The organism is Thermoactinomyces sp. DSM 45892 (genome assembly GCF_900107305.1).
Lineage (GTDB): Bacteria > Bacillota > Bacilli > Thermoactinomycetales > Thermoactinomycetaceae > Baia.
The window spans coordinates 162,391-180,019 of the sequence record NZ_FNPL01000004.1 but is presented as its reverse complement, the minus strand read 5'-3'; the positions used below and the strand labels follow the sequence as shown (position 1 = coordinate 180,019).

Below are 17,629 nucleotides of genomic sequence, written 5' to 3'. Positions count from 1 at the left end.
CGTCTCACCCCTTGTTTAGTATCTCTATCATTAATAGGGAAACTTGCTTTTCTGTATATTCTTCGAGTGTATACATTTTTCTTAGTGCCCAGTAGCGAAAAGCCCACATCTGTCCTAGTACGACGATATTGTGTGCTGTTAGTCGAACAGAAGAGACAGGAATCTGGAACGAGCCATCTTCGATCCCCTGCACTAGCATTTTCTCAAAAAAAAGCGTGATCTCTTCCTCTCTCGCTAGCACTAGTTTCATCTGCTCACGGGGAAGAGATTTGGTTTCTTGATAGATTAAGACTACGTAGGGACGCAGTTCATCCATGATTTGAAAATATTGGGCGAGGCTCGATGAAAGCATTTCTTTAGCCGTCAGATGATGTGAGGAAATGGAATGGAGTTTCTCTAGTAATAAGGAATGAATATAGTGACAAACGAGATAGAGAACATCCTCTTTAGACTGAATGTATTCGTACATCGTTCCGATCGACAAACCACACTCACGAGCGATCTCGCGGGTGGTTGTTTTATGGAATCCCTTCTCGATAAATAGCCTAACCGCCCCTTCTACAATCTGTTGTCGTCGCTCTTGTACAAGTCTCTGGTTTTTAATCATAGAGGGAATCACTTCCTGCTTCTTAGTCACTACATCCCCTCCCGATCCTGTCTAATCAGGTGACTCTTGATCCATTCACGAGCCAATTGATGAGGCAACTTCTTGCCATGCCAAATCTCTTCCATCTGCTCTTGGAAAGCAGGTTCTTGGGTACATTGCTGGAGATATGCATCGAACTCAGCGTTTATTCTCTCTTTTACCTCACGAACCGTCTGCTCCTTACGGCGACGAATCCCTTCACCACTTTCTTGTAAAAAGACTCGATGATGCTGAAACTGCTCCCATAATTCAACGATCCCTTTTCCTTGTATCGGAATCGTTTGGGATACCGTCGGGTTCCACTCGCTATGATCATGTGTTAAATGTACATACTGTTCAATCTCAGCAACCATCTTCGCCGCTCCAGAGATGTCCGCTTTATTCACCACATACAGATCGGCGATCTCCATCACCCCTGCTTTAAACACCTGTACCACATCGCCACTATGCGGATGAACAACTAAAGCCACACTATCTACTAAGTGCATGATCTCTAGCTCCGATTGCCCCACACCCACAGTCTCTACGATGATCACATCAAAGCCTGCCGCATCTAGCACACGAACCGCATCTTTGGTAGCGCGAGAAAGACCGCCCAGACTACCTCGACTCCCCATACTACGAATAAATACACCCTCATCCAGCGCATGCCGAACCATTCGCACACGATCTCCGAGGATCGCTCCTCCCGTAAAAGGGCTTGTTGGATCTACTACGATGACCCCCACGCGTAGTCCCTTCGCTCGGAGTGTCGTGATCAAACAGTCAATGAGTGTACTTTTTCCAGCTCCAGGAGGACCTGTAATCCCAATGACATAAGCTTTTTTTTCTAGTCGTTCCAACTCTTGCAATAAAAACTCTGCGTCTGAATGATCATTTTCTAAGAAGGTGATCACTCGCGCTATCGCCCTTCTTTCCTGATTTTTAACGCCCTCGATCCAGTCCTTCATCTGTTATCACTCTTATTCATTCGAAATATATTTCGCGATGACAACACGTTGGATTTCATTGGTTCCTTCATAAATCTGAGTAATCTTCGCATCCCGCATCATACGCTCCACTGGATACTCGCGAGTATAACCATACCCACCAAACACCTGAACCGCTTCGGTCGTCACTTCCATCGCCGTATCTCCTGCAAATAACTTGGCCATTGCAGATGCTTTGCCATATGGAAGCCCCTTCGCTTCTAGCCACGCCGCTTGATACGTAAGTAGACGGGCCGCTTCGATCTTCGTTGCCATATCAGCAAGTTTGAATTGGATGGCTTGCAGTGCGATAAGTGGCTTACCAAACTGTTTGCGCTCCTTAGCATAAGCGAGTGCTTCCTCATATGCCCCTTGAGCAATCCCCACTGCTTGGGCCGCAATCCCGTTTCGTCCGCCATCTAGCGTCTTCATCGCCACCTTAAAGCCTTCTCCCTCAGCCCCGAGGCGCTGACTAATCGGAATCCGGCAATCTTCAAAGATGATCTCCGTTGTAGCGGATGCACGAATCCCCAGTTTCTTCTCCTTCTTCCCGATTGAAAAGCCTGGAGTTCCTTTTTCTACGATAAATGCCGTAATCCCCTTATGTTTGAGCGAAGCATCGGTAACGGCAAAGACGACATAGATCTCTGCATCTCCACCATTGGTAATAAAGATCTTACTTCCGTTTAAAATGTAATCGTCTCCATCTCGGACAGCTGTCGTACGCATCGCAGCCGCATCTGAACCTGAGCCTGGTTCTGTTAAGCCGTAGGCACCTAGCTTCGTTCCCTCTGCAAGTGGTCTGAGATACTTCTGTTTCTGCTCTTCGGTCCCAAACGTGAAGATTGGATAGCTAGCTAGGGAGATGTGTGCCGATAACGTAACCCCTGTAGAACCACATACACGGGATAACTCTTCCACTGCGATTACATAGCTAAGATAGTCCGAACCAGCACCGCCATACTCCTCTCCCCACGGGATTCCTGCCATGCCCAATTTGCTCATCTTATCAAAGATCGAGCGATCAAAAATCTCGTGCTCGTCACGTTCTGCGGCACTTGGTTTTACTTCTTTTTCAGCAAAATCGCGGACCATTTGGCGCATCATTTCATGTTCTTCTGATAGGCGGAATTGCATGTTGTCTTCACCCTTTTTGTTAGGTTTTATCGTTTCAAGTGACCACAGCTCAAATCTACTTCCCAATCTCATTCCCAATCACAATCCGCTGAATCTCATTCGTTCCCTCATAGATCTGAGTAACCTTCGCATCCCGGAAGAAGCGCTCCACTGGATATTCTCGAGAATAGCCGTATCCACCAAACACCTGAACCGCTTCCGTTGTAACTTTCATCGCAGTATCTGTCGCAAACATCTTCGCCATGGACGCTTCTTTTTTACAAGGTAACTTCTGTGAGACTAGTTCCGCGGCACGGTAGACTAACAAACGTGAAGCCTCTATCTGAGTCGCCATATCAGCTAATTTAAATTGAATGGCTTGTATCACATTAAGTGGTTTTCCGAACTGTTTCCGCTCCTTCGCATAGGCATTTGCCGCCGCATAAGCACCTTGTGCAATACCCAATCCCTGCGCCGCGATTCCGACACGACCGCTTGCTAAATTCGCTAAGGCGATTTCATATCCTTGTCCTTCACGACCGATCAGATGATCTGCTGGAACCCGTGCTTCTTCTAATATCAGCTCACATGTATTGGAACCGTGAAGCCCCATTTTCTTCTCTTTTTTCCCAACCGAAAATCCAGGGGTATCCCTATGCACAAGGAAAGCAGAGATTCCGTAACTCCCTTTATCTGGATCGGTTACGGCAAAAACAGTATACAAATCGGCCGCTTCTGCATTGGTAATAAACATTTTGTTGCCTGTTATAATATACTCATCTCCCACACGCTTAGCTGTCGTGCGAAGTTGACTGGCATCAGACCCCGATTGAGGCTCGGTCAGCCCAAATGCGCCGATATACTCCCCACTGGCCAATTTAGGGATATAGCGTTTTTTCTGCTGTTCGGTTCCATATCTAAGAAGAGGAAGTGTTCCCACTGAGGTATGCACAGATAGGATAACCCCTACAGTGGGACTCACTTTCGAAATCTCTTCGATCGCTAGAATATAAGAGATAAAGTCGGCCCCAGATCCACCCCACTCCTCCGCAATCGGGATCCCCATTAGGCCAAGGTCCCCCATCTTACGAATCAATTCACGTGGAAAACGGTCCTCCGTCTCCATCCGCTCGACTTCTGGAGCTATTTCTTTCTGAGCAAAATCGCGTACCATCTGCTGTAATAAAATCTGTTCTTCCGTAAACGAAAACCGCATCCGACCCACTCCCAACTAACCTACTGGTATACGTAAAACCCGCGTCCGCTTTTTCTTCCCAACCAGCCAGCCTTCACATATTTGCGAAGAAGGGGGCATGGACGATACTTCGAATCTCCAAATCCTTCATGTAAGGTTTCCATAATGTATAAACAGGTATCAAGCCCAATGAAATCAGCCAACGTGAGCGGGCCCATCGGATGATTCATTCCTAGTTTCATCACATCATCTACTGCTTCTGGTGTCGCCACCCCTTCATAAACGGTATAAATCGCTTCATTGATCATCGGCATCAGGATTCGATTCGACACAAAGCCTGGAAAATCATTTACCTCAACTGGATGCTTACCTAGTTCCCTTGATAACTGTTCAATCAAGTCATAGGTTGCTTGATCCGTCGCAAGCCCGCGAATAATCTCTACTAGCTTCATCACTGGCACTGGATTCATAAAATGCATGCCAATGACTTTCTCAGGACGCTTCGTCACCGCGGCTATTTCAGTGATAGGGAGAGAAGAAGTATTAGAGGCAAGCACGGTATGTGCCGGGCAGAGTTCGTCTAATTGCCTGAATAACGAAACCTTTGCTTCCATTTGTTCAATAATGGCCTCTATCACTAAATCCGCTTTCGTAGAAGCTATTTCCAGCTCTGTCGTACCTGCAATTCGGCTCAAAATGGAATCCATTTCTTCTTTCGAACTGCGCTCCTTCTCCACTTGACGAGTAAGGTTCTTTTCGATCGAAGACAACCCTTTTTGTACAAATGATTCCTGTTGATCTAATAGAGTCACTTCAAACCCTGATTGAGCAAACACCTGAGCAATTCCGCTTCCCATCTGGCCTGCACCAATGATTGTCACATTTTTTATCGACATAATTGCCCCTCCTCCACTTAACCAACTCGAACCAATACAGCATCTCCCTGCGCCGCACCGCTACAAATCGCCGCTACTCCCAGACCTCCACCACGACGTTTTAGCTCCTCAATTAATGTAAGGATAATACGGGTTCCGCTAGCTCCAATCGGATGACCGAGGGCAACAGCCCCTCCATTTACATTAATCTTGTCAGGGTTTACACCAAGGATTTTAGCATTCGCAATAGCGACTACTGAAAACGCCTCATTCATTTCAAATAAATCAATCTGATCAATCGTGAGATTATGTTTCTTCAATAATTTCTGAATGGCATACGCCGGTGTAATCGGAAAATCAGGTGCCTCTAGACCAATCGCCGCATGTCCTACTAATGTTGCCACTGGCTCCATGCCTAACTCGTTTGCCTTCTCGCGAGATGCCAACACCATTGCCGCAGCACCATCATTCACACCAGGTGCATTTCCCGCTGTAATCGTACCGTCTGTCACATAAGCCGGCTTTAATTTAGCTAACGCATCGATACTGGTATCACGACGAACCGCCTCATCCTGATCGACCACAATCATTTGCTTGCGAGACTTCACATGAACAGGCACAATCTCATCCGCGAATTTACCTGCATCCATCGCCGCCGCGGCTAACTGATGGCTTCGAACCGCCCATTCATCTTGCTCTTCTCGGCTCACTTCATACTTCTTCGCAATGGCGCTACCATGCACAATCATATGGACATCGTGAAAAGCACACCATAGTCCATCATGCACCATAGCATCTAAAACTTGGCTATTTCCCATACGCATCCCGAATCGACCTTGTGGAAGCAAGTACGGGGCATTGCTCATACTCTCCATACCACCTGCCACCATGATCTCCGCATCGCCTACGCGAATGATCTGATCGGATAAGGTTACACTTCTCATCCCGGAAGCACATACTTTATTAATCGTCTCGGTACGCACTTCCCAAGGGAGATTTGCATGGCGAGCCGCTTGACGGGACGGAATCTGTCCAGCGCCTGCTTGTAGTACCATTCCCATAATCAGTTCTTCTACTTGATCCACCGTTACTCCTGAGCGCTCAAGCGCACCTTGAATCGCCACTCCGCCTAACTGAGCAGCCGTTTGATCTTTTAATGCCCCACCAAATTTACCAAATGGAGTACGAGCCCCACCTAAGATTACTGTTTCTCTCACAAACATACACCTCCAGATGAATTCCCAATGGCTTCCATTGACCGAGCGTTCGTTCATTTTTGGATTGCAACAAATTTGCAAACGCTTACAAGTTAAGAATACAGGATTGAATTTGTATTTACAATAGTATTTCATTTCGGTCTAATAAGGATTGGATGACTTAAAAAGAGAAAGAAAGGAAAGGAAAAAGTAACTTTGGCAGGTTGGGTAATAGAGGGCCGGAGGGTCTATTCGATCACTGCTCTAATACCGATCCGCAGAGATGTAGAAAAGCAAATCCGCTCCTCCATAAAGCTTTTATCCCTTCATAAGAAAGCAATTTAGAAAAACATCTGATTAGCACCAAATGAGAACAAACTAGGAGCAATGTGTCTAGCCACTGCGAGGTTAGTAAGCCTACTTAGCGTAGTCCTTCGTAGCAAGGGCGTTTTGTGGCAATGTCTGAGCGTTTTTTGCGAGTTTTGCCACTTGCCCGAAGCGAAGAAGGATGGAGCGGACTTGCTTTTCCACATCTTCGCAGACTTACTATTTGAGCTGTGGATAGACACATGCCCCCGGATTGTCCCAACAGGCTAAATCATTTGTGCCTAACTAACGATCAAAGCTCTTGAACCTCATCAATCATAATCTTATTCACATTTACCAACAAAAGATTACCTTTTTTCGTCTCGATAAACGCGATCTGATCCCCCTCGTTCATCTCTAACTTTCGGCGAATCTCACTCGGAATCACGATTTGACCTTTATCAGAAATTTTGCGTACATGCATCGGTGTTCACCCCTAACGTGTGCAGATTTATCAATGGTCTATAGTCTTATTAGGAGGCCTGCTCTTCTTGATCAATCGTAAATTCAATAGAGAGAGCAAGTATTTCCGCAACATCAAGTGTTTGAACCGACTCCTCTACTTCTCTTGCTTTCGTTCCATCTGACAACATGGTTAAGCAGTATGGACAAGCACTACCAATCATCGTCGGCTTGGTTTCAAGTGCTTGCTCGGTACGTGCAACGTTCACACGTGTTCCTTCGTGCTCTTCCATCCACATCATGCCACCACCTGCCCCACAGCACATCGCATCTTCAAAGCTACGCTTCATCTCTACCAAATCAATCCCCGGAATCTTACTTAGGATGAAACGCGGGGCGGAGTAGATATCGTTATAGCGTCCAAGATAGCAAGAATCATGATAAGTGATACGTTCAGTTAGCGTCTTACTTGGAACGAGACGTCCATCTGAGATGAGATCTGCTAGTACTTCGGAATGATGATACACTTCCGCTTCCAAGCCAAGGTCTGGATACTCGTTTTTAAAGGCGTTGTACGCGTGTGGGTCAATGGTAATAATCTTCTTAACGTTATTCTTTTGGAACTGTTTGATATTATCTTCTGCCAGTTGCTGGAACAAGAATTCATTCCCCATACGTCGAGGTGTGTCACCAGAGTTTTTCTCCTTGTTTCCGAGAATCGCGAATTTCACACCCGCTTGGGTAAGGAGTTTCACTAGGGTTCGAGCGATTTTTTGGCTTCTCATATCATAGGCACCCATAGAACCTACAAAGAAGAGATATTCGAATTCCTTCTCCTCTTTTACCGTTGGCACCGGTACTTCTGCATCTGCCACCCATTTGTCACGGTCTTTTTTACTAATTCCCCACGGATTGCCTTGCTTCTCGATATTGGAGAAAGCACGACCTGCTTCCGCACTCATCTTCCCTTGTGTCATCACGAGATGGCGACGCATATCGATAATCTTATCTACATGCTCGTTCATAACTGGACATTGGTCTTCACAGTTTCGGCAAGTGGTACAAGCCCAAATCTCTTGCTCTGTAATGACATCCCCGATCATCGCAGGGCCACTCTCTCCGACCGCTGCTTCTAACGCTGCTTGGTTCGCATTCGAAAAAGCAACTTGTGGTACCCAAGGCGCTTTTTGTGTAATCGCCGCCCCTTGTTCCGTTAAGTGATCCCGTAGCTTCACGATTAACTGCATCGGAGATAACATCTTACCAGTCCCAGAAGCAGGACACATATTCGTACAACGACCACATTCCACACAAGCATACAAGTCGATCAATTGTTTTTGGTTAAAATCGGTAACTTTCCCGACTCCATACTCTTCTACTGTCTCATCTTCAAAATTAATTAATGAAAGTTTACCCGGGGGTTGCTGACGTTTCATAAAGACATTTACAGGCCCCATTAACAAGTGGAAATGCTTAGATTGTGGTACGTACACCATGAAAGTAAAGAGTACGAGTGCATGCATCCACCAAAAAACATAGAATATCGCCTCTGCTACACCTGCTGACAGTCCCGAAAACGGCATCGCCAATATAGATGAAATCGGTGTGGCCCAACTAGATGGATGTTGGAGAGCAATCTGTTCAAAAGCCCCACCCATCAGGATCGAAAACATCAGCGAAGTTAAGAAGATGATAACCAGACCTGATTTTAAATTACGCTTCAGACGTGCAAGCTTCTCTACATATCTACGATGAAACGCGTAAATCGTGGCGATCAACACGAGGAACGTTGTGATTTCTTGCAAGAAAGTGAAAACCCCATAAACAGGCCCTAAAGGTAGATGACCACCCGGTTGTAAGCCCTTCCAAAAAAGGTCAATCGCTCCAAACTGGATAATAATAAACCCATAAAACATAACGGTGTGCATGATTCCGCTTTTCATATCTTTAAAAAGCTTCTTTTGCCCAAATACATTAATTAAAATCTCACGGAAGCGTTCCCCAAAGTTCAATTCGAATTCAATCGGTTTGCCCAATCGAATGTACTGATAACGTTGATAAACCACATAGCCAAACAAGGTAAACGCATAACTAGCTACTGCAATAAGTGCAATGATATTGAAAATTTGTAACGTAGACATGGCTAGCCCGCTCCTTTCAAAACATTTCATTTACGGCGACTATATATAATCTTACCATTACTAATTGGTTCCATTGTAACACAAAAATGAGTGGTCATTCATTCAGTTTTTTTATTTTCCATATAAAAAAGAAAAGACACCCACTTCAAAATGATTAGCCAAAACTAACCGAAGCAAAGCGGTGTCTTCCTTATTATGAGATTGGCTCTGTTACGATTTCATATTCGTTCATGGCTCTGAGAAGATCCGATTCGATGTCTTCTTCACGTCCGATAAAGGCAAATTTACCAGCGTTAAAATAGTACCCACCCTTACCGTCCAGAATCGAATCTACTTCTGGAATATATTGATAGGAGAGTGTAGATAAGCCTTCTACTGTAGATACCTTCACCACTTTACAAGGTACCTCTTTCGGCTCAGGAAATAACAAGAATCCAGATACGAAAGGCGTCTTCCTAGGAGCTACTTCAATTTCTTCGCCCAGTTGGGATTGGAAAAGTGCCCTCACTAAGTCCACATCATATAGGAGTCTCATGAGCGGTACTACTTCCCCACCACCTTGACGTGCACCTAACTCTAGAAATACAGGCTCATCCCCATCTCGTAGAATGGCCTCTAGATGAAACACACCGTTTTCCAGCTGAAGGGTCTTCATCACCTCTTCCGTAAAGTCAGCAAATTTCTGCGATCTCTGCTCATCGGAAATGATGATGGAACCAACTGATTTTCCTAGTGTATATTCATAGCATGTGTTTAGATAGCGCGATGTCTTTACAAAGACAAGCTCTCCGTTTTTCATAATACCATCCATATGAAAAATAGGACCCTCGATATATTCCTCACACTCATAGGTATGAATATCAATCTCTTTCATCGCAGCTGTAAGCTGTTCCATATCAGAGATAATCTTGACTCCTGCACTAGCTGCCCCTGTTCTCGGCTTTAGCACAATAGGAAATCCAGTCCCCGATACGAAATCAAGCAAACTCTTTTCCGTCAAATCCTCTAAATATCGCGGAACCGCAACCTTCGTACCGGCAAAACTCTTTTTCATCTCCACTTTATCAATAAATCGCAAGGTATCTTGTAAACCCATCCCTTGAATCGAATAACGATCTCTCATTTTCCCCGCAACCAAAATATCATTTTCCGATAATGCGATGAGAACATCAACCTTGCCAAATCGACTTATGATACGATCCATGGCCTCACTTACTTCTTCTACATCTTTCAAATCATTCACTACTTGTGCATAGTTAGGAATCTCTGGATGGTTCTTTAGATACACCGCACCACCCGCATTTACGATATAGGAAACGTTATTCTGATGATGATCAAGGAGAATCGCATAGTTTCCGTAATCATCGCTCCATCGGTTCATAATCACTATATTTTGATTCGTTATCATCGTGTACCTCCACTAAGTCAGGAAATTTACTATTTATGAATGGAAATTGCTCCCTTTAATGAAGAAACAATCGTATCAATGTCATCGACAATCTTTACTTTGGTCATATCATCATCGTTCAAAAAGCCGTGATGCTTCAAATTATCAAGCAACAGGATAAACGGATCAAAAAAATGATGGATATTCCATATATAGAGAGGGGCTTCATGTATGCCAATCTTTAACCATGCAATCGTCTCACATAGTTCATCAAAGGTACCGATTCCACCCGGCATAGCTAAGAAGCCGGATGCTAATTGATACATTGTATTTTTTCGCTCATGCATGCTTTGGGTAAAGATCGTAGAGGCTCGTGCCCTGCCTTCCGCCTCTTGATGCTTGAGGAAATCAGGCAAAACCCCTACGACCCTGCCACCGCTAACTGCTACCTCATCTGCTAATCTCCCCATCATTCCAACGGTACCACCACCATACACGATACCGAAGCCAGCCTCTGCTAGCTTTCTTCCTGCTATCTCGGCTTGTTCCATCCACATGGGATCGTTACCCGTTCTAGCACCACAAAAGCAACAAATCAAAGGTGGGCTTTCTTCTTTGAGCTTTGCTATCATATCTGTATCCCCCTATCCAGCCATTGTGCTACTACTGCTACTCTTCTTACCCATTCGGTTCGAGAGACCATAGATGAGAAAACCAAGCATCATCACACTTGATAGGATTAAGAAGCCGTACTGCGCACCCCATACATCCATCGATTTCCCTACTACATACGTACAGCCGATTTGTAAGGCCATTCCAATCACATTCCAGATCGACATCGCTCTACCGATGTATTCAGACGGCAGTTTTTCCATCACTTCCGAATACATAATGATCCGAATCCCCGAGCCGCAGAATCCAAACATCATGTTATTAAAGCAAGCGATCGCAACACTGTGATTTACAAACATGAGTCCCCCGCAGAGGATCGCGATAATGAACCCAGCAAGCACTAACCCTTTTCGCGAGATCTTAGAAGAGAGATTCATGATAATCAAACCGGAGATACAGGCGCCAATCCCATAACACATGGTAATCAGCCCGAATGTGACAGAATCCTCATGTAAAAAGGTACTTACATAGCCCGGGAGCGACACATTAATCAAACCTGCTGCTACAAATGGGATAAACATCGTGATACCGAGCAAGAAGATCGCGGAACGATGACGGAAATACTTGAAACCATCCACAAAGTCTTCTTTTAAATGAGCCAGTTTTAACCCCGTTTTAGCTGGAGTTGTCTCAACCGAGATCCATTTTACTAATAAACTGGCGATGACAAACATCACAATATTAATTATCAAAATCGTATTAAATCCTAGGTTTTTATAGAGCAATCCTCCGACCGCACCTGCCGAAAACATCCCTACTTGCATCGCGATTTCCGCACCTGAATTTCCTTTTAACACATTCCCTCCCTTTGCCGTAATGCTTTGGAGGAGCGCCTTCGTAGCTGGAAAGTAAATATTCCATCCGATTCCATTGCTGATCGCTAAGAGGAAGACGTAACTATAGTGGAAACCGGTAAATAAAAATAACAACAGCGTAATCAGTGTCAAGGCAATCCGAAAAACATTGGACCAGATTACAACTGCCTTCTTATCAAAACGGTCGACGATCAATCCAGAAAAGAATGAAATCAACAAACCGCAGACCACGTTTACACCAAACACATAACTAACCAGCTCATTTTTCCCCATATGATCGAGCACAAGCCAGTTTAAGGTTCCAAGTGTAATCCCAGCGCCAAATTGACATATTAAATCTGCTAATAGAAATAGTTGTAAATTATTTCGGAAGAGACTCTTCATACTACACCTCAATTCGCTACATGAAGATAGATGGGACTAGATTGGATTCATAGTCCCATCTATTCTTATTACGTCATACTGCATCGTAATTCCTCGATAATATGAGTTGGAACGATCTTATTTTCTTCATTTAACCCCATTAATTTCGAGAAACAATCTTCCGCATCTATCGCGCTAAGCATCATCTTGTACTGCGTTCTACCGTCATGATAACGATTAAAGCTTACATGAACCACATCATCCCGGTTTAACGTCCGCTCCGCAATAGTAGGCGTCATATTCTCCAACGGAAACTCAGCTACAAATCGATCCTTCTTCGGTAGGCGATACTGATTCACCCATTCGCCCTCTGCCATTTCCAGAAGGCATTGGAACGCATTATGTCCGGAAACAGCAGACGACAGATTCGTCATCCCGGAGATTCGGGGATTGATCTCGATGATGTAAAAAATTCCGTCCTTATATATTAATTCTACATCGATTGAACCACTTACCTCTAATTTAGAGGCAATATTTAAAACCATTTCCTCCAATTCTTGAATCGGATAAGATTCATTGGTAAAAGGAGCAAATCGGAGGTGATCAAATGGAAATAGGTTACGAACTGAGTTTGAACACTTCCTTACCAACGGTTGGCAACGATAATGCCCATCACAACCGAGTACTTCGATCCCGAATAACTCTCCCTCGATAAATTGCTCTACTAACACATCAGCCGTTGGGGGATTCGTGGTTATATAATCCCGCAGTTCCTCCATCGTATCCATAATCTGAATGCCACAGGACATCGAGTCCCACAGTGGTTTCACGATAATCGGGAAGCCCATTTTCTGCACTTTATTAAAAATGAAATCGCGATAGGAGTGGTATCGAATACCCCGATCGTTTATTAAATCACCCTGAATTAAGAACCCATCTGTAACGGCGTATCCCAAATTACGTAAAAATCCCTTCGTCTCCCACTTATTACACATGATCGCGGTCGCTTCCATCGAGTGCATAATCATCGGAATCTGATGCTTCTCCATCAAGATTTCCTTCACACATGCATCGCGCAAGCTATTATCATCTGGGAGGGAGATCGATATCACAACATCTGCTTTCCAATCCATGATTTTTTCAACGAGTATTTCACAGGAGACATCAGTCGGTACTTTCTCCATCTCCCCCGGAAACATCTCTTGATTGCATTCACCATCTGTATAGAAGAGTTTGATCCGATGTTCTTTATCCTGAACATACGTTCGAATATTTCGTAAAAAAGGTTGCGCCTGTCCGATATCTACTGATCGAGTAAATGCGATCCTCATCGATGTCCACCTCTACTCAGCAATTTTCAATTCAATTTTTTCTAGTGCTTCCGAACATAGAGCAGATGCCTTTTCATAATGATTCGAAACGGAAATGATATGGCCGATTCGGTCGATGTTGTTAATCGGGACACCGATTTTTTCTCCTTCTCTAGCATATATCTCGATATCCACAATGCCTTCCTGCCCATCTGTAGAAACTTTCTGGATTTCCTCAAGTCGACCAATCGATTCAATAACCCCTTCTTTTTCGCTGGTAATAAAACGGATAGCTGCGAATTGATCGTTTCGAGGGGAGACATCCGGACATCGTCCTAAAGAGGTTTGAATATAGATAATCCCCTCATCCATTCCGCAAGCGTGTAGTAGGAGACAAGGAATTTTCCCACCTGGCATCCTTGCCCCTACTTCAATAATCTTCGCACCATCTTGCGTCAGTTTCACTTCAACATGAGCAATTCCATTATTCAATCCGAGGGAGCGAACGGCACATTTCGTCATATCTGTGATCTTCTTTTGCTCCAGAGTGTCTAAATGAGAAGGAAGCGTATGGCCGATTTCAGCAAAGTGATTACCTGAAGTCGTCATCTTGTCCGTAATCGCCAGTACACTGATCTCTCCATTATAAATCGCCACTTCTACACTGACTTCCTGCCCAGATAAATACTCTTGGATCAAGATGTGGTCATCAAGGGGCATATCATGCGGAAACTCCACATTATTCTGCCTGATGATTTCAAAAGCTTTCCTTAGCTCTTGTACACTGCTTACTTTAAAAACACTACATGACCCTGCATTGGAAGATGGCTTAATCACAACTGGATAGCCGATTTCAAGCGCCGCCGTGCTGCATTCATCCCATGTTTGAACTACAATCGTTTTGGCACAGGAAACCTGATGTTCTGCAAAAAACTGATGCATCAAATCTTTTCTTCTCAGTGCCTCACACTTTGACACATCATGAGTTGGTAGATGTAATTCATTCGCCACTTTCACCGCTAAGTCGGTCACAAACTCGAAACCTGCTACGACCCCTTCAATCCCCACTTTTTTGCCATATGCTACGATATCTGAAACCGCTTCCATTTCTTCACAAAAGTTCGTAAATAGCGTATAGTCAATCATTTCCTTTACCGCATCGGAATAGCTATGTTGATACAAATCTTCATGCGTAACCGCATGTACCTCCACACCCATTCGCCTCGCACTCTTCAATAGCTCAATGCCACCTGAGCAATGTGGTTCGATGATCATGATCTTCCGTTTCTCTTGAACCATCTTTTCCGCTCCTCATCATCAGCTCAACTAAACTACAATTATTGCTCCACGATTTGCAATTCGATTTTTTCTAATGCTTCCGAACATAAAGCAGACGCTCTTTCATAGCTATTGGAAACTGCAATAATATGGCCAATTCGGTCAATATTGTTAATCGGGACCCCGATTTTTTGTCCTTCTTCTACATAGATCTCGACGTCCACGATTCCTTCTTCCCCGTTTGAAGAAACATTTTGGATTCCTTCCAATCTACCAATCGATTCGATTACCCCTTCGCAATCGCTCGTGATAAACTGGATCGCCGCAAACTGATGGTTCCTCGGTGTCACATCCGGAAATTGCCCTATCGAAGCTTGAATATAGACGATGCCCTCATCGATTCCACAAGCGTGTAATAAGAGATTCGGAATCTTATCCCCTGGCATTCTCGCCCCTACTTCAATAATTTTCACGCCATCCTTCGTCAGCTTCAATTCGACATGACCAATCCCATTTTTCAATCCGAGAGAATGAACAGCCAGCTTCGTCATATCTACCACGAGTTTCTGTTCACGAGGATATAACTTAGACGGTAGAGTGTGGCCAATCTCGGCAAAGTAATTTCCTGTAGTAGTCGTTTTATCTGTAATGGCCAGTACGCTAACGTCGCCATTGAACACAACGACTTCCACACTCACCTCGGGCCCAGATAAGAACTCTTGGATCAACATATGATCATCCAGAGCCATACCGTGAGGGAACTCCACATTATTCGCATGAATCACTTCAAATGCTTTCTTTAACTCTTCTTCACTATTCACTTTAAAAACACTGCATGATCCTGCATTAGAAGAAGGCTTAATCACAACTGGATAGCCGATTTCAAGCGCCGCCGCGATACACTCATCCCACTTTTGAACAATGATCGATTTCGCGCAAGCAACTTGATTCGCTACAAAATGTTGATGCATCAAATCTTTTCTTCTCAGCGCCTCACATTTTAGCGGATCATGAGTAGGCAAGCCTAATTCACTCGCTACTTTTACCGTCATATCAGACACGAACTCAAAGCCTGCTACAACTCCCTCAATCCCTATTTTCTTGCCATACTCAACCATATCTGCTATCGCTTCTGCTTCCACACAGAAGTTCGTAAACAGCGTATGATCAATCATTTCTTTCAACTCAGCGGAATAGTTTTGCTGGTACAAGTCTTCATGCGTAACCACATGAACCTCAACACCCATTCTTCTCGCACTCTTCAATAGCTCGATACCACCTGAACAATTCGGCTCCACAACCATGATTCTTCTTTTCTCTTGACTCAATGTACCCGACTCCCTTACTAATTCATATCAAACTTTCTGACTCACTATTAATCAGGGTCAGAAGAATCGCTCACTCTGGAGCGGACTTCCTACACATCTTCGCTGGCTTACTATTTGAGCTGTAGGCAGATACATAACCCGGTCTAGATCCGATATCTAGTTACTCAACCCACTACCAACTCTGCATCAAAATAGCGTTGTCTGCTAATATGCAACTACTCACCTGCTTCAAATGCCTGCAAGTGCTCCATCAGCGGAGTTGCTAATCTCGATTTAATGCCATAGAATTTCTGATTTAAAAACCCCTCATCCATCCGCTTAAACTCATAATCGTCAATCACAAGCTCCCCACCGATCACCACATATCTCGCCAACGATGTCATTAGGATCTCGGAGATCAAAAGCAACGGATTATATTCATCGATCGGGGCATGGTCCGGAATAGAGAAGACCGCTATGTCTGCTTCCCAGCCCTCTTCAATCACTCCAACACGCTCTAAGCCAAGGGCCTGAGCACCCGCCACCGTGATCATTTTAAAAATGCTCTCGAAGTCTACTTGCTTTTCTCTACTCATCACACGCTGTGAAAAATAAGAAAAGAGTGCATCTGCCATCAAGTTATTTTGTGGGTTGATCATCCCAGCATCCGTTCCGAGTCCGATGCTACATTTCCCGTCATTCAATTTTAGTAACTCGAATAATCCAGACTGGGCAAAAGCATTCGCTAACGGACAACTTACTAGCCTCACAGGTACATTTGCTACTAATTCAACTTCTTTTGGAGTTAGAAAAGAAGCATGAATCAACAAAGTGTTTTCAGTCAATAGGTTAAGACTGTTTAGAAATTCAACACTGTGTAAACCATGTACTTCTCTACATTTGTTCGATTGTGTTTCACCTTCACTCACATGTAGTGAAAACAATACTTCATTTCGCTTGGCCACCTCGTAAAGATCTTTCATAAACTGAGGGGACGAAGTTAATTCAGACGAAGTCCCGATGGAAAGTGAAATACGTTCACTTCTGTCACTCGCCAAAAAGCTCTCCACACGCTTAAATGCTTGTTCATCTGAAATCACTTGGGGCGATACGCCATCCCCATTCCACTTTTCATTGACAGCATACGTGATAAAACAACGAATCCCGGATGCCTCTGCCGCTTTTAAGTCAGGTTGGTATCGACTGGTAAAGACACCAACTGTGGTGACGCCCATTTGAATCATTCGCTTATAGCTATACAAGGAGGCCCAATACTGGTCCTCGTCTGACTCTTGGCTGTTTTGCTGATGGATCAAAGAAAGAATCGTAGGAAGTGATTGTCCTAAAAAAAGACCTCGATATAAATCTTTACTCGGATGTAGATGGGCATTTGTCAATCCAGGAATACATACGAGATTCGCACCATCCACAACCCCACCAGAGAAACCACTCTCTGCTAAAAAGGTTCCTACTTCCGACTCACTGTAGAAAATCCGCTTTATTTTTTGCTTCTCTACCACGATGGAACCAAAGCGAATCTGGAAAGTACGATCCAGAAAATGAGTGTTTTTGATGACTAGATCCATATCCCG

At 44.3% G+C, this 17,629-nt stretch carries 15 protein-coding genes; all 15 read right to left on the bottom strand.

Annotated elements, in window-relative coordinates:
* Positions 1–4 precede the first annotated feature (4 nt).
* The 15 genes from BLU58_RS04755 to BLU58_RS04685 all read right to left on the bottom strand — a co-directional run bounded on the left by BLU58_RS04755 (position 5) and on the right by BLU58_RS04685 (position 17,623).
* A complete protein-coding gene (locus BLU58_RS04755) occupies positions 5–637 on the bottom strand; it encodes a TetR/AcrR family transcriptional regulator (protein ID WP_093291078.1) in 633 nt (210 codons plus the stop codon).
* Positions 637–1,596: a methylmalonyl Co-A mutase-associated GTPase MeaB gene (gene meaB, locus BLU58_RS04750; RefSeq protein ID WP_093291077.1), complete on the bottom strand. Its 960-nt coding sequence runs from the start codon at positions 1,594–1,596 to the stop codon at positions 637–639. Before meaB ends, BLU58_RS04755 begins: the two co-directional genes overlap by 1 nt.
* 12 nt (positions 1,597–1,608) lie before the next feature.
* Positions 1,609–2,751, bottom strand: a complete 1,143-nt coding sequence (locus BLU58_RS04745) for an acyl-CoA dehydrogenase (protein ID WP_093291126.1) — start codon at positions 2,749–2,751, stop codon at positions 1,609–1,611.
* 55 nt (positions 2,752–2,806) lie between these two features.
* Positions 2,807–3,946, bottom strand: a complete 1,140-nt coding sequence (locus BLU58_RS04740; protein ID WP_093291076.1) for an acyl-CoA dehydrogenase — start codon at positions 3,944–3,946, stop codon at positions 2,807–2,809.
* Between the two features lie 20 nt (positions 3,947–3,966).
* Positions 3,967–4,821 carry a 3-hydroxybutyryl-CoA dehydrogenase gene (locus BLU58_RS04735; protein WP_093291075.1) on the bottom strand — a complete coding sequence of 285 codons (855 nt, stop codon included), beginning with the start codon at positions 4,819–4,821 and terminating at the stop codon, positions 3,967–3,969.
* A 17-nt stretch (positions 4,822–4,838) separates the two neighbouring features.
* Positions 4,839–6,017 (bottom strand): acetyl-CoA C-acetyltransferase, encoded by a 1,179-nt coding sequence (locus tag BLU58_RS04730; RefSeq protein WP_093291074.1) that lies wholly within the window; start codon positions 6,015–6,017, stop codon positions 4,839–4,841.
* A gap of 598 nt (positions 6,018–6,615) precedes the next feature.
* Positions 6,616–6,786 (bottom strand): AbrB/MazE/SpoVT family DNA-binding domain-containing protein, encoded by a 171-nt coding sequence (locus BLU58_RS04725; protein ID WP_083426531.1) that lies wholly within the window; start codon positions 6,784–6,786, stop codon positions 6,616–6,618.
* A gap of 49 nt (positions 6,787–6,835) precedes the next feature.
* The gene (locus BLU58_RS04720; protein WP_093291073.1) at positions 6,836–8,905 is read right to left on the bottom strand and encodes a (Fe-S)-binding protein; all 2,070 of its coding nucleotides are present in this window, start codon (positions 8,903–8,905) and stop codon (positions 6,836–6,838) included.
* Between the two features lie 193 nt (positions 8,906–9,098).
* The gene (locus BLU58_RS04715) at positions 9,099–10,313 is read right to left on the bottom strand and encodes an ATP-grasp domain-containing protein (RefSeq protein ID WP_093291072.1); all 1,215 of its coding nucleotides are present in this window, start codon (positions 10,311–10,313) and stop codon (positions 9,099–9,101) included.
* Between the two features lie 29 nt (positions 10,314–10,342).
* The gene (locus BLU58_RS04710; protein ID WP_093291071.1) at positions 10,343–10,924 is read right to left on the bottom strand and encodes an LOG family protein; all 582 of its coding nucleotides are present in this window, start codon (positions 10,922–10,924) and stop codon (positions 10,343–10,345) included.
* 12 nt (positions 10,925–10,936) lie between these two features.
* Entirely contained in the window at positions 10,937–12,163 is a 1,227-nt protein-coding gene (locus tag BLU58_RS04705) for an MFS transporter (RefSeq protein ID WP_093291070.1), read from the bottom strand.
* Between the two features lie 68 nt (positions 12,164–12,231).
* Entirely contained in the window at positions 12,232–13,473 is a 1,242-nt protein-coding gene (locus BLU58_RS04700) for an ATP-grasp domain-containing protein (RefSeq protein WP_093291069.1), read from the bottom strand.
* A 12-nt stretch (positions 13,474–13,485) separates the two neighbouring features.
* On the bottom strand, positions 13,486–14,751 hold the full coding sequence (locus BLU58_RS04695) for an ATP-grasp domain-containing protein (RefSeq protein WP_093291068.1): 1,266 nt from the start codon (positions 14,749–14,751) through the stop codon (positions 13,486–13,488).
* A gap of 38 nt (positions 14,752–14,789) precedes the next feature.
* Positions 14,790–16,058, bottom strand: a complete 1,269-nt coding sequence (locus tag BLU58_RS04690; protein ID WP_093291067.1) for an ATP-grasp domain-containing protein — start codon at positions 16,056–16,058, stop codon at positions 14,790–14,792.
* 215 nt (positions 16,059–16,273) lie between these two features.
* Positions 16,274–17,623, bottom strand: a complete 1,350-nt coding sequence (locus tag BLU58_RS04685) for an amidohydrolase family protein (RefSeq protein WP_093291066.1) — start codon at positions 17,621–17,623, stop codon at positions 16,274–16,276.
* Positions 17,624–17,629 lie beyond the last annotated feature (6 nt).